We start from the raw sequence: 13026 nt of genomic DNA, 5'->3' as shown, positions 1-13026 counted from the left end.
GCTGTCGCAGCAGCGGCAGACCGAATCGCGGTTTTCCGCGTGGACTCGGTCCGACCGTTTGGTCGCCCACCGCTTACCGGTCTGTCTTTCGGGTGCGTGGTTGCGGGAGGCGAAACAGACCTTTGATCCTGCGCAGGGCTTCTTCGTCGCCGCTCACGGATGCGGCACCGGTTTTGATCGCCTCGGCGAGGGTGAGGGTTTGGCTGGTCAGGCGGAGGAACGCAGACTCGCTGATGGTGATGATCGCGTCGGGATGCTGGGCGGGTCCGTGCAGTGTCTCGATCGTCTCGTCATCGATGCGGGCGTGGAAGACTTCGCCGTCGATGCGGAACTCATACACTGCGCGGAGTCCGGCGGCGGCCTGAGGATTGAAGCAGGCTTGCAGGCCGAGGACCGCCCAGCCCGGGTGGAACGTTTCGGTGGGTTGTGGTTCACCCATTGTCCATTTCAGCCCCCATCGTGCCAGTGCGAGGATCGCGGGCCCGAGTTCCTCACCGGCCTCGGTGAGGGCGTAGGCGGGGGTGCGAGCGGGCGGCGGGAGTGTGATCTTGTGTGCCAGGCCCTCGCGTTCCAGGTGTTTCAGGCGGGCGGCGAGGAGACCGGTGCCGAGGCCGCGAAGGCCGGTTTGGAGGTCGCCGAACCGTTTGGGTCCGGTCAGCAGTTCGCGCAACAGCAGTAGCGTCCAACGCTCGCCGACGAGATCGAGGGTGCGCGCGGTCGCGCAGTACTGGTTGTACGTTCGCTGCTCCACTTCATCACTCTAGACTTCGCGCTTCTCGTTCTTGAATGACTGCGCTGTCAGGAGCAGGTCGGCGAGTGGTTCCGGGTCGGTCAGCATGACGTCGTGCGGGCCGTCTACCGCGAGGGTCCGGTATCCGGCGGCCGCGCCGAATTGGCCGAAGGGGTAGGTCTTCGGTCGGCAATAGATGGCCGTTCCGGGAACTCGGTCGACGGCTCCGGTCAACTGAGTGGGCTCGGTGAAGGTGCGCAGTGGTTGCGGGAGCAGCCGTGCGGCGAGCCAAGCCGCGGTGTCGGGAGCGAAGATGCCGAACGCGGCGGGGGGCGGCGCTGGGATCTGCCGTCCGTCCCCGGATGCCTCGGCCGCGGCGCGGATCGCCTCGACGAAGCGGGCGGGAGCCAAGCTGAACAGGCTGGCACCGTTGCCCCCTGCCCAGCCGTCCACGAGAACGATGTGGTCGACAGTGTCGGGGCGCGCGTCGGCTGCCTCCCGGGCCACCAGGCCCGCGTAACTGTGCCCGACCAGCACGAGCTCGTCGTCCCGGCAGACGGTGTCGAGGGCTGCGATGACTGCGGCGGCATGATCGTGCAGCCCGCGGTCGCCGTCGGCACCGAGATCGGGGGTCAGTGTGTGCGCCCCGGCGGCCTGTAGGAGCGGTGTGACGCGGTCCCAGGCCCAGGGGCCGTGCCAGGCGCCGTGTACGAGAACGAATGTGGTCACTGGTGATTCTCCTTGCGCAGCAGGGCATGACTTGGTCGGTACCGGCGAATAGGGCCTGGATCGACACGCAATAGTCGATCTTCAGCATCTTCTCTCCGATCATCGGATCTTCCGGATAGTAATCTATTGACTTCTTGTTTTAGAAGTGACAAATTCTGTTCTGTTGCCTACGAAGGGAGTTCAACGATGACCACTGCGCTGTACACGGCGGAGGCGCACGTCGCTGGAGGCAGGATCGGCCACGGGCATACATCCGATGGGCGACTGCATCTGGACCTGCGGCAGCCCAAGGAACTGGGCGGCGACGGTGAGGGGACAAACCCCGAGCAACTCTTCGCGGTCGGGTACGCCGCGTGTTTCGGCACGACGCTCGCTCTGGTCGGGCAGCGCGGCAAGCTCGAGGCGAACGATGCGCAGATCGACTCGTCGGTCTCGCTGATCCCGATCGACGGCGGCCGCTTCAAGCTCGGCGTCGAAATGAGGATCTCGCTGCCCTCGGTCACCGATGAGCAGGCGGTCGAGCTGGTCAAAGCAGCCCATCAAGTCTGCCCGTACTCCAACGCCACACGCGACAACATCGATGTGGCACTGGTAGTCAACGGCACCCGGCTGTGACCTCGCCCCAGCACCCGGTAGAAAAGGGGGTATCGGCTCGCCGGTGTGGATCAAGACCCCGATCCGCAAGACCACGAAGGCGATCGTGATCGGGTGGACGCCGGGCACCGGGATGATGGCGCCGACGTTCGGGTCGCTCGTGCTGGCTGCGCACGACAAGGACGGGCTGCTCACCTACATCGGCAGCGTCGGCACCGGCTTCAGCATGGCCACTCGTCGTAGCCTGCGGGCTCGGCTCGATGAACTCGCCGCCGCTGCCATGCCGTTCGACGCCACCGTCGGTGGCCGAGGCCGTGAGGGCGGCGTGCATTGGGTGCGCCCGGAGTTGGTCGGCGACATCGAATTTCGTGAGTTCACCGGGGAAGGGCTGCGGCATCCGAGTTGGCGTGGGCCGCGCAGTGACAAGGACCAGGCCGAGGTGACGCTCCCGGGATGACGGAATGGGTCGAAGGGGCAGCACCATGACCGAAAGACGCGAGGCTGGTACGCATACTGCTGAAATCAAAGGGAAGAGCGCACCCCCGCCGACGCTCCGCTTCTCAGCTGGCGGGACGGCGGCGCCAAGGCGGCCGTCGTGGGTTTCGTCGAGCGGGTGACGGCCGAGGGCGTCCCATCCGAGGACCAGGTCGCGGTCTTCGACAACGACGGCACGCTGTGGTGTGAGAAGCCGATGCCCGCGAGTACGACTACATCGCGGGAGCCGAGAAGGCGCTCGAATTGGCCGATACCCACGGCTGGACCGTGGTCAGCATCAACCACGACTGGACGACGGTGTTCTGATCAGACGTGCGGGAAGGTGCCGATGATCTATGACGTCACAGCGACGCTGGACGAACTGAGAGCGCAGTGTTTGCACCGAGGAACTGCGGGGCGACCACACCACGGGGCCAAGATGTCCGGACACACCAAAGGATGTGGTTGAGTTGGTCCATGCCGATCACCTTGCTGCGCCGCGCCTACGCGATCGCCTACCTCCCGATCGGTGCGGCATCGGCCAAGGCCGCTGCGGCGGACTGTGTGTAAGGGGTCCGCGGTGGCCGTACACAACAAAGAATTCTTCCGAATCATCGACGCGCTCGTCGACGTGCAACGCGCCAAAGGCGAGAAGTACACCACCTTCAGTGTCCGCGGCAAGCGGTTCGGCTACTACTGGCCGCGGACCGAAACCGTCGGCCTGAAGCAGACCCTGTCCGAACAGCTGGCATTGGTGTCCGAAAGGCCCGAAGTCTTCGAAGTACAGTTCACCGCAGGCGGATTCGGCTGGGTAGTCGTCTCCCTCGCAGGCATCGAGGCCGACGAGCTGTCCGAACTGGTCTTCGAAGCCTGGCGCTTATCCGCTCCCGAAGAACTGGTCGCCGAAGTCCCCGACTGGGCGCAATCGACACCCCACCCTCGGACCCGATGAAGCCACACCCAACACCGCCCGCATTCCGACCCAGCACAGGTGCCGACCGCCGCGCTCAGCCCTCGCGCGACCGACGCGCCAACTCGACCGTCGCCGCCCGCAACCCATCGATGGAATCCAACGGCACCGCATAACCCACCCGCGTACGCGCCACCCCACGCGGTGTCACAACCCGCAAATCAAGCCCGTACCGATCCGCGCGCTCACAACTGGCCGCCGTCGAATCCGGATACCCGCCGAGCACCCGGGCCATCGACAACAGCGCATCGGCATGATCATCGTTGAGATGCGTAATCGCCGCAGCGGCAACCGGTATCACCGGATCCGGCGCGGCAGCGGCATACTGCTCGGCCGTCGCCGAATCCATCCGCCCATACCCGCCGACCCACCGAATCCGCTGCACCCGCAACACCCACACCGCAAAATCGTTGTAGTCGATGTAATACTTCGCCGCAGGCACCGCCGCCAGATGCGCCTGGCGCGCCGCCTCGGCCTCCGTACCCACCGGCTGCTCGACGACACCCGCGAGAGTGATCCGCGTCCCCGCCAACGGATCGGCAGGCGGATTCGGCTCCACTACCGCAATGCTGGCCCGTGCATCCGCGGCCAGATTACGGCCGTGCTCCGCCATCCTGGACACACACAACACCGGCTGACCATCCAACAAGCCATAGGTGATGAACGAAGCCCACGGCGAACCATCCGCACTCAGGCTGGCCAACGTCCCCGTATTCGTCCCCGCCGCAACAGTTCTGGCCTCCTCCGCCGCAGACGGACGCGCGGAATTCGCCACCGGCGCGGTCGGCTGCGGAACCGAAGGCGCGTCGCCGGGATCACCGTGATCGAGAGTCATACTCCCCAGCGTGCCATGGAGAAACGCCGGTCACCGCAGCGGGATGGACAGGATTGCGCGCGCGCAACCACGCCCAATCGGCAAGACTTGCGGATGTGACCCGATATGCAATCGACGCAGACCGCAACGCACTAGTCGCCATCTGGGCGACCGGACGCGGCGATCTCGCGGCGACGGTGGCCGCACTGCCCCCGATAAGCCCAGACCAGGCAACCAGTTTGGCGTCGAATCTGACCACCCTGTCCCGGTTCCAATGGCGCACCTACACACACCCGGCCAGCGCCGCAGGCGATCCCGACATCCCCAATAGCGAAGCCTGGCGCCGCGCCGAAGAACGCAGAAACTTCAAAGAAGTCGACGCGGCCATCCGCACCCCTAACCTGCCCACCGACCACGGCCTGCTCGTCTCCTACAGCGGCGTCGTCGAATCCGCGCACCGCGTCGGACGCACCCTGCACAGCATCGACGACCTCGAACTGCGCAACACAATCCTCGCCGAAGTCATCACCGAACAAGCCGCCATCGAATCCGCCGAACTCGGCGACCTCACCGGACGCGCACGCCAAGCAGTCGAGCTGTCCAGACCCGACGTCTCACCTGCCCAGGTCCAAGCTGCCGACGAACTGCTGCGCGCCGACCCACTCGGCTCCATCGAACTGTTCACCGAACTCGACCCCGCCTCCGCAGCGGTCGCTGCCGCACACTGGCTCGACGCCGCCGCGGAGGTCGCGGGCGAACTGGCAGGCGTACCGACCGTCGATGTCGTCGTCGAAGCCGACGACATCGAAGCGCTGCAGGTAGAAACCCCCACCATGGTGCTGGAACGCCTCGGCGGAGGCGAGACACCCACCGACATCGTCGTCGACCTGATCGCCGAGGCCGTGTCCGTCTCGGAAGGACACGTGCCCGCACCATGGGCCGTCGTCAGCCGAGTGGCCGAAATCGAAGAACAAGCCCGCAAATTCGACCTCGACAACGACACCCGCGAAGCCCTGCTCGCCGAATTCCGCATCAGCCGCCTCGACCCGGTCCGCCCCGCCCTCGACCTGCTCGAAGACCTCCTCGACGGCATCCGCGGCTGCCTGCTGCTCTACACCGCTCACAACTCCGGCGACCCCGACGACATCGAAGCCCGATTCGCCGCCGACGTCCGCAGCGAAGCCGACGCCCACCCCGAACAACTGTTCTGACCGCGGGCCCGGACACCCTCGCGGCACATCCGCACACCCTGCGCGATGAACCCGAGAGTGCCCGGGCACACCAACAGCTACCTGGTCGGTTCGACGGGGGACCACGCTCTGGTCAGGACGGAACCCCCGTCACACCGACCGCGGACTCGGTGAGACTCCCCAGATAGAGAATCCCCTCGTGCTCGACAACGCCGGTGACCATCGAGAAATTGGTGCCTTCGATCTGAAGATCGTGCACGACATTGCCGTCGAAGTCGACGGCCATCACCCAGACCGTCTTCGGCGGTTTCGGCTGCAACCACGCCGGCAACGTCCACACGATCTTTCGCAGCACACCTGGCAGCGGAAATAGCCAGTCCAGCAATGGATTTCGAGGAGAGGGCAGGGTGATCCAGACGAGTCCGTCGCTACCGAGACCCATGTTGTCCGGAAAACCTGGCAAGTTCTCGACGAGATAATCATGGGTGCCGGCTTTGGGTCCGGTGAGCCAATAGCGCGACACACGATATGCGCCCGTCTCGGCAACCACCACACACGAACGATCGGGGGACAGGACCACCCCATTGGCGAATTGCAGTCCGTCAAGCAGAGTTTCGACCGCGCCCGACGGATCGCGGCGCAGCAGCCTGCCGGTGCCGGAATGCTCCAATATGTCGCCCATCCACTGATCAAGGCGATAGCGGCGCGATGACGACGAAAAGTAGATCGTGCCGTCGTCATCGCGAACGACGTTGCTGGCGAAGGAGAGTGGCTCGCCGTCGACCTGGTCGACGAGAATTTCGAGGCTGCCATCGGGATCCAGCCGCAGCAGTCCGCGCGTCGCATCGCAGATGAGTATCGAGCCGTCCGCATCAGCATGCAGCCCCAACGGTCTGCCACCGGTGTTCGCGAGCTGGCGCACGTCCCCGTCGGACGGGTCGATGCTGAGGATCGACCCGTCGTCGACCCCAGCGAGCACCCGCCCATCCGGCGCGAGTACCACATCCTCGGGGCCGGCGCTCGACACCTCCAGCCGGGAAACCGGGGGGAGCGGTGTGGCGCTGCGCGTTTCACGAGCGCGGGGGAGCGCCTGCGGCGGCGTCCAGCGGTGGGGTTGCATCGTCGAACCAGCAAACATGCCCCAGGTTAGCCCGAGAGGCGTCTCCTTCCGGCCGAAATGGATCTACAGAAAACATGATCATACGTAGATATGCGCATTCAAACATGTCAGCAACTTGGTACGAAACATCAACCGTCCGGCTCCGCCGGACGTAGCAAAGACGGGGAGGGGGCCGCCCCTGCTACGTCCGTACCGGTGTGGATTCGGTCGGCGAGCCTGCTAACGAATCGTGGTGCCGTGCACGCGGTCCACTGTCATATCGAATGGTGCAGCGCTCATGCCTATGGCTTTCGGAACTGCTCGATCATCGCGGCGTAGCCGTCGCCGCCGCGACCCTGTGCCACCGCCCGGTCGGCCAACATCTTGACGAACCTGGGAAGTTCGGCATTGACACCGAGTGTCTCGCTCTCCTGGACGAGGTGCTCCATCGACGCCAGGTGGGTGTCGATGGTGGCGTCCTCGGCAGGGAACTTGCCTGCATCGATCTGGTCCGCGTAGGCGGTGATCCACTCGGTCATGCTGCCGATCCCGTTGTTCAGGAATGGCGCGACTGTTGCCGCGTCGACCTGCGCGGTACCGAGCAGGGCAGCGGCGTGCAGGAATCCGTTCAAAACGCTCCACATCATGCTCAGCATCGCCATGTCGTACAACGAGGACAAGCCATGATCGACGCCGAGGTAGGTGGTGTTCGCTCCCAGGCTCCGCAGGGTCGCCTCGTGGTGGTCGAAGGCCGGCTGTGGACCGCTGTAGAGGAGAACGGCGTCTGCGGTACCGATGGCCGGGGGAATAGCCAGGATTACGCCGTCGAGGTAGGACGCGCCTCGCGCGGTTGCCCACTCGGCGGTCTCCCGCGCCTGGGCGGAGGTGCCCGAGGTCAGGTTCACCAGAACCGTGTCGGCGAGCACATCCCCCAATGGGTCGAGCAGCTTGCGTGCCGCCTCGTAGTCGGTGACGCAGATGACCACGAGTGGGCTTGCTGCGACGGCTTCACGGACCGAGCCCGCAAGGGTGGCGCCTTGGGCGAGGAGCGGTTCGGCCTTGGTGGCCGAGCGGTTCCATACGGTTGTCGGGTGTCCAGCTGCCAAGAACGCTTCAGCCAGAGCTCGGCCCATGAGCCCGAGGCCGATGACAGTGACCCGCGCGTGGCCGGCGTTGGAGTCGGGCGTCGATTTATCGGTCATGTCGGTATCATCAACCTTCATATCGGTATGAAGGTCAAGGAGGAGCCACGGTGTTGATCGGGGAACTGAGCCGCCACACCGGAGTCGGCACGCATCTACTGCGCTACTACGAATCCCAGGGTTTGCTAGAGCCCGGCCGTGGAGCCAACGGATACCGCGAGTACACCAAGGACGCCATCCTGACCGTCACCCAGATCAGAGGGCTGCTCGAGGCGGGACTCTCGACCGAGGACATCGGTCTCCTGCTGCCCTGCGCGACCGGCGCAGGCCCTGACATCGCGCCATGTACCGAGTTGCTCGACGTACTCCGGGCACGCCTTCGGGGACTCGACGAACGCATCGACGCACTCACTCAGAACCGTCAAGCGTTGCGCAGCTACCTGGACGCAGCCGAACGAGCGCCTGCCATCGTGTGCGACCCGACACGGTGATCGACTCGTGCGCAGGCCGCGGCAGTAGGTCCCGCAGCATGAATCAGCCAGTGCCGGAACGGCATATCGATCGACTACGCCAAAGTGGCGTCGCTAGGGTGGGTCCCGTGCCGATCTCCTGCGGGTGTGGGGCAGGGGAGCGCTAGCCGATTGGTTGGGGAGGGAAGCGCGAAGGGAGGGCTCATCTACCAACAGGGGGAGAGCAGTCGATGCCGAGTTCGCAGTCCGTTGACGACGGGATGGAAGCTGCACGGCAGGGCGAGGCTCCAGTCAATGCGACCCGACCACTCGACCGAAAACGCATGTCAATATTGGCCTATGCATATCTTTGCATAGAGTCACCACGACGTCGTCACCAACATCCACAACGTCACCATCAAAAGAAAAGCAAAGGCAGACAGGGGCGCCCATCGCCGTTGTTGGTACGGCGGGGGAGGCGCGGGTTTTCGAGTCGGCCAGGCTGTGCCGACAGGCGCTGTCTTTCGTGGACCACCGACCGGTCCACGAAAGACAGTCGCCACGCCGGTGGCGGTCAGGGGCTGGTGGTGAAGACGTACCAGAGCGCCGAAAGGGCGCCGAGGGTGAACAATGGTGACAGAACCCAGGTTTCGACCTTATTGCCGGTGCGGTCGATGATCGGCACGCGGGTGCGCAGCGGGAAAGGCCAGAACAGGCGGCAGCCGCGGTCGGTGAGGCAGTCGCCCGCCAGGTGGGCGAGTGCACCCAGGCCGACGGAGAACGGTAGCCAGACCGGTTTGTCGGTGATCCAGTGGTCCATGGCGAAGGTGCCCGCGGCGGCGAGGATCACCACGGTGCCCCACGCTTTGATGCTGTCACCGGAGGGGCAGATATGTAGTGCGCGTACCGCGAGGGCCAGAAGGAAGAAGGCGAGTGCGAGGGTGAAGTATCGTCCGAGCCAGTGTTCGCCTGCCCAGGTCCCGTATGCCACGGCGACGACGAACGCGAACGAGTGCGTGGCATGGCGGTGCCCGCCCGATATCCATGAGATGAATCGGCACAGGTAGTACGAAATCGGTCCGAGCACGTGGGCGATGGTGCCGTTGGGGTGGTCGGCATCGGGCAGGAGCGCGGCGCCCGCCGTCAGAAAGACGCCCAACAGTATGTCGACAGGGCCGAGATGCACGTCCGCACTTGTCAATACGGGATACGTCATCGCCGATACGGGCAAGGTCGCGGCCGCTACCGACCAGGCAAACGCGCCACTGGTCGCATGAGAATGTCCTAGCACCGCATGAACGTTAGTTGACCACAGTACTTTTCGGATAAGCGCTGGTGGGGGTGATGAAATGCCGCCCGCTGCTAGTCGTCTCGGGTGAGAGTCGGAGATCGGAACATGTTCGGGAGAGGGGGGGCTTCCAGTGGCAGGGGAGGTACCTTGGCGGAGTGGCCCTTGCGGACCGAGCAGCCGCTGAACGGACCGTCGAGGCTGAGTAGGACGCCCATATGAGCATCGGCATGGTCGAGAAACCACACCGAGAGCCCGGTGTTCCCATCGAGCCGGTAGTACTCCCACGTTCTCCAGAGCGCATCCAGGCGTACAACGGCCTCGGCGTGTTGCCACCATTCCGGGCACCACGCGTGAATGTCGATGTCGCGCTGATAGATCAGTGTCAAGTAGCTCTCGACGAACTCGACAACGGAGCCGAACAAGGCCGGCCTCTGCTCGTCACTCATTCGTCCCCCGTACCTGTGGTAGATCCAGCCACCTTCGAGGGTAGCGACGAATCTCGGCTGCTTTCATACCGTTCCGGCCACGTCGGGCGGAGTCCGGTATCCCTTGACGTGGGTCAGGGTGCTCGCCGAAGCTCTACCGGGATCGCGCCCAATCCCCGAACTCTGCAGTCGATCTGAGCACGCACGAGGCCTTTCGCATCCCTGCCTGCGATCGGCTTTCGTCCGCCGCAACATCGCCGCATTCCGGGGCTGAGCGGGTGCTCGACTACTTCCCAAATGTGGGGAACCTCATTGCATGGCCGCGCTTACGCTGCATCGCGTAGCGCGACCTCGTCGCGTGCCTGTGACCCGACTGCGCACCGTCGCCCGGTCGCACCGAGCGGGACGGTGCGCGGCAACAATCCGGTTTCGACCAGGTCGGCTCGACCAGTGGTAGGCGATGTGTAGGGAGATTGCGGTGGGTAGAGGTCGCGGAGTTCATCTGTGCGGCAGCGTTCCGTTGGCGGATGCGCAGACGGTGTTCTCGGAAGCAGCACAGCGGATAGGTTCTCGCCTGAAGCGCATTCCGGATGGTGAGACGGGAGTGCGCAACAACTGGGTGGTGTGGCAGCTGCCCAAGATGCAGGCACACCCGGACCTGGAGACCGTTCCGCCGCCGAGCCCGGAATACGGGCCAAGTGAACGAGTGCAACCCAAATCGGGTGTCGACGCGGCATCAATCAACTTCGGCCCCTTGGGCTATGCCGACGCTGCCCTGGAGTCATGGCAGGTCTTCCGGCGCCTGCGGGAGGAAGGCGTTATCCCGCAGGGCTCCCGATTCCAGGTGTGCCTGCCGACGCCGATTGCGGTGATCGGGGCGTTCGTCGCGGGACCGCAGGGGGAGTTGGAGGGCAGGTACGAGGCGCAGCTGCGCAGCGAGTTGGCCCGTATCGTCGACGGCATCCCGGCGGAAGACCTTGCGGTGCAATGGGATACCGCAGTCGAGTTCGCCATCTTCGAAGGCGTGTTCCCGTCCTGGTTCGGCGGCGACTATCCGACCCAGCTCGAGGAAGTCGCACAGCGGCTGGTCCGGTTGGGCGCCGCGGTACCCGAACCGGTCGAACTCGGATTCCACCTGTGCTACGGCGACTTCGGCCACCGCCACTTCGCCGAACCCACCGATACCGGGCGGCTGGCCTCGGTCGCGACCCGCATCCTTTCCGGGCTGGGCAGGCGCGTCGATTGGATCCACATGCCGGTCCCGCGGTCGCGGGCCGACGCCGACTACTTCAAACCCCTCGCCGATCTCGACCTGCCGCCCGAAACCGATCTCTACCTCGGCTTGGTGCACGCTACCGACGGTCGAGACGGCGCAGTGCGTCGGATCGAAGCCGCCCGCACCGCCGTCGCGGACTTCGGCATCGCCACCGAGTGCGGCATGGGCCGACGGTCAGCCGACCAGATCACCGCGCTGTTCGATTTGCATGCGGAGCTGGCGGACACACTTTCGTGATCCGGGACCGCAGGACGCCGAACGGCATGGTCCACATGATGCACGGCATCCCTGAGCGAGCTGTATCAGCTAACGGGATGCTGAACCGGTCAAGGTCTATCACCTTGTGACGAGAGCACGCAGCCAGTACTTCCAGAATAGTGAAGGGGTTTAGTTGACATAATGTTGATTATCGGCGTTACAAGAAGGTGTCGGAAGGGGTGTCCTCCTCAATTGTTTGTCACCCCTTTTGGTGGTCGATTGCCTGGGTTTTGGTAGGTATCTCGGGCCCAACACGGCTTTGGATGAAATGTGTGCCGGTCGATCGGTGTCGTCTTCGGATTCGCCGAATGGAAATCTTTCTGTCAAATCCGCGTTGCGACGGAAATTCATCATTGTCACCTGTTGGCTGGTGACTGTGCGGATGTTGCCAGGGCTGTTGATCGGCGAGCCGTTGATGCGGTTGGTGCGATGATGCACTTCTCCCCTGGTCGTTGTGGCCTATCCCCTCAAAATGTCACGGTGACGATTTGAGGGGATAGGGCGGCCCGCGACCACTCTGGTTACTACAGTCGTATCACGTGTGCACCGTATTGGAGGTTGGCGCCGATGGCGGCGACGACAATCGGCTCGCCACCGCCAAGGGTGACGGTTCCGGCGCGTACATCTTCGGCGAGGAGGATGAGAACGCTGGCGCCTGCGGTGTTTCCGTACCGTTCGACATTGGTGGCTGTTCGATCTTCGCGCATATTCGCGGCATCCATGAGTCGCTCGATGAGCCGGAGGTTGGACTGATGCGGATAGAAGCGCGCGATGTCGTCGGCATCCATTCGAGCATCCGCGAGGGCGTGGTCGATGGATTTCTTCATGACCGGTACGTAGGCGTCGGCAACCCGCTTTCCGGTGATGTAGAACGCATGGTCGGACAGGGCGGTATTCGGCAGGCCGGGTGGATGTAGGTTGCCGCCCCCGGGCCTGAGGGTGATTTCGTAGTGCTCGTTGACGGCCAGGGATGACACTATCCCTGAGTTGCTGTCGTCGTCGGTGGCCTCCAAAATCACTGCGCCTGCACCGTCTCCGAACAGGAGCGGCGTGAGAAATGCCCCGACTTCTTTCTCGTCGAACGTAACACTGCCGGTATACATTTCGCTGTCGAACAGTGGTGACATCGTGTGAGTAATGACCACCGCGATCCGTTTGCGGATGCCGCTCAGAAGCATTTCCTTGGCCCACTGCAGGCAGAAGACGGCGCCGCCGCAACCGATGTCGGTCTGTAGCACGGTGGCGTCGGGGCGCATGCCGAGCCGATGATGCAGCAACTGTGCATCGGTGCCGAAGTGCAGTAGATCTGGGGTGCAGCAACCGATGATGAGGCCGTCGAGTTCCCTTGCGTCGATGCCTGCGGTGGTCAGCGCCTCCTGCAGTGCGTTTTCGGCGAGGATCCCGGCGGGGCCGGGTGGCTCGCCGTAACCGGGCGGGAACACGGCGCGACCTGTTTTGTCGTCGAGATCGACGCTGAATCGACGTTGCCTGATGCCGGTCTTCTGCTCGAATTCCGTTGGCGTCCAAGGGTTGTTACGTGGTCCGGGGAACATGTCGAGTAGGCGTTCATTGGTCATCACCAGGT

The 13026-nt window shown here is 64.3% G+C and carries 14 protein-coding genes and 1 pseudogene; 7 read left to right on the top strand and 8 right to left on the bottom strand.

Annotated features, from left to right (window positions below; genetic code table 11):
* Nucleotides 1-73: 73 nt before the first annotated feature.
* The gene (locus ACLMAL_RS28300; RefSeq protein ID WP_412001874.1) at nucleotides 74-751 is read right to left on the bottom strand and encodes a winged helix-turn-helix transcriptional regulator; all 678 of its coding nucleotides are present in this window, start codon (nucleotides 749-751) and stop codon (nucleotides 74-76) included.
* 9 nt (nucleotides 752-760) lie between these two features.
* On the bottom strand, nucleotides 761-1459 hold the full coding sequence (locus ACLMAL_RS28295) for an alpha/beta fold hydrolase (protein WP_412001873.1): 699 nt from the start codon (nucleotides 1457-1459) through the stop codon (nucleotides 761-763).
* Nucleotides 1460-1645: 186 nt separating this feature from the next.
* Between ACLMAL_RS28295 and ACLMAL_RS28290 the strand changes: the two genes are divergently transcribed.
* The 4 genes and pseudogenes from ACLMAL_RS28290 to ACLMAL_RS28275 all read left to right on the top strand — a co-directional run bounded on the left by ACLMAL_RS28290 (nucleotide 1646) and on the right by ACLMAL_RS28275 (nucleotide 3479).
* Complete coding sequence (locus tag ACLMAL_RS28290) at nucleotides 1646-2074, top strand: organic hydroperoxide resistance protein (protein ID WP_412001872.1); 429 nt, start codon at nucleotides 1646-1648, stop codon at nucleotides 2072-2074.
* Between the two features lie 43 nt (nucleotides 2075-2117).
* The gene (locus ACLMAL_RS28285) at nucleotides 2118-2510 is read left to right on the top strand and encodes a hypothetical protein (RefSeq protein ID WP_412001871.1); all 393 of its coding nucleotides are present in this window, start codon (nucleotides 2118-2120) and stop codon (nucleotides 2508-2510) included.
* 138 nt (nucleotides 2511-2648) lie between these two features.
* Nucleotides 2649-2750, top strand: a pseudogene (locus tag ACLMAL_RS28280) (haloacid dehalogenase-like hydrolase); the annotation flags it as partial.
* Between the two features lie 357 nt (nucleotides 2751-3107).
* A complete protein-coding gene (locus ACLMAL_RS28275; RefSeq protein ID WP_412001870.1) occupies nucleotides 3108-3479 on the top strand; it encodes an MmcQ/YjbR family DNA-binding protein in 372 nt (123 codons plus the stop codon).
* Between the two features lie 55 nt (nucleotides 3480-3534).
* On the opposite strand, the gene ACLMAL_RS28270 is transcribed toward ACLMAL_RS28275, so the two are convergent.
* A complete protein-coding gene (locus ACLMAL_RS28270) occupies nucleotides 3535-4332 on the bottom strand; it encodes a HugZ family protein (protein WP_412001869.1) in 798 nt (265 codons plus the stop codon).
* A gap of 95 nt (nucleotides 4333-4427) precedes the next feature.
* Between ACLMAL_RS28270 and ACLMAL_RS28265 the strand changes: the two genes are divergently transcribed.
* Entirely contained in the window at nucleotides 4428-5522 is a 1095-nt protein-coding gene (locus ACLMAL_RS28265; protein WP_412001868.1) for a hypothetical protein, read from the top strand.
* A gap of 112 nt (nucleotides 5523-5634) precedes the next feature.
* Here the strand turns inward: ACLMAL_RS28265 and ACLMAL_RS28260 are convergent, their stop codons facing one another.
* Nucleotides 5635-6621: an SMP-30/gluconolactonase/LRE family protein gene (locus ACLMAL_RS28260; protein WP_412001867.1), complete on the bottom strand. Its 987-nt coding sequence runs from the start codon at nucleotides 6619-6621 to the stop codon at nucleotides 5635-5637.
* Nucleotides 6622-6902: 281 nt separating this feature from the next.
* Entirely contained in the window at nucleotides 6903-7823 is a 921-nt protein-coding gene (locus ACLMAL_RS28255) for an NAD(P)-dependent oxidoreductase (RefSeq protein ID WP_412001866.1), read from the bottom strand.
* Between the two features lie 29 nt (nucleotides 7824-7852).
* On the opposite strand from ACLMAL_RS28255, the gene ACLMAL_RS28250 reads away from it, so the two are divergent.
* A complete protein-coding gene (locus ACLMAL_RS28250; protein WP_412001865.1) occupies nucleotides 7853-8233 on the top strand; it encodes a MerR family transcriptional regulator in 381 nt (126 codons plus the stop codon).
* Nucleotides 8234-8765: 532 nt separating this feature from the next.
* On the opposite strand, the gene ACLMAL_RS28245 is transcribed toward ACLMAL_RS28250, so the two are convergent.
* Complete coding sequence (locus tag ACLMAL_RS28245) at nucleotides 8766-9482, bottom strand: metal-dependent hydrolase (protein ID WP_412001864.1); 717 nt, start codon at nucleotides 9480-9482, stop codon at nucleotides 8766-8768.
* Nucleotides 9483-9553: 71 nt separating this feature from the next.
* Nucleotides 9554-9928, bottom strand: a complete 375-nt coding sequence (locus ACLMAL_RS28240; RefSeq protein WP_412001863.1) for a DUF4913 domain-containing protein — start codon at nucleotides 9926-9928, stop codon at nucleotides 9554-9556.
* A 457-nt stretch (nucleotides 9929-10385) separates the two neighbouring features.
* Here ACLMAL_RS28240 and ACLMAL_RS28235 point away from each other — a divergent pair, with 457 nt between their 5' ends.
* Complete coding sequence (locus ACLMAL_RS28235) at nucleotides 10386-11420, top strand: hypothetical protein (protein WP_412001862.1); 1035 nt, start codon at nucleotides 10386-10388, stop codon at nucleotides 11418-11420.
* Nucleotides 11421-11965: 545 nt separating this feature from the next.
* On the opposite strand, the gene ACLMAL_RS28230 is transcribed toward ACLMAL_RS28235, so the two are convergent.
* Nucleotides 11966-13026 (bottom strand): 3-oxoacyl-ACP synthase III family protein (locus ACLMAL_RS28230; protein ID WP_412001861.1); only part of this gene is annotated, 1061 nt, incomplete at its 5' end.

It is taken from the genome of Nocardia sp. CWNU-33, from assembly GCF_046764895.1.
Taxonomy (GTDB): domain Bacteria; phylum Actinomycetota; class Actinomycetes; order Mycobacteriales; family Mycobacteriaceae; genus Nocardia.
Note: the sequence above shows the minus strand (reverse complement) of the source record. Positions and strands in the feature narration are given on the sequence as shown.

Bases quoted from the DNA above. Each gene is read 5' to 3' on its own strand.
- ACLMAL_RS28290 (WP_412001872.1), top strand. From the start codon at position 1,646: ATGACCACTGCGCTGTACACGGCGGAGGCGCACGTCGCTGGAGGCAGG.
- ACLMAL_RS28270 (WP_412001869.1), bottom strand. From the start codon at position 4,332: ATGACTCTCGATCACGGTGATCCCGGCGACGCGCCTTCGGTTCCGCAG.
- ACLMAL_RS28260 (WP_412001867.1), bottom strand. From the start codon at position 6,621: ATGCAACCCCACCGCTGGACGCCGCCGCAGGCGCTCCCCCGCGCTCGT.
- ACLMAL_RS28255 (WP_412001866.1), bottom strand. From the start codon at position 7,823: ATGAAGGTTGATGATACCGACATGACCGATAAATCGACGCCCGACTCC.
- ACLMAL_RS28240 (WP_412001863.1), bottom strand. From the start codon at position 9,928: ATGAGTGACGAGCAGAGGCCGGCCTTGTTCGGCTCCGTTGTCGAGTTC.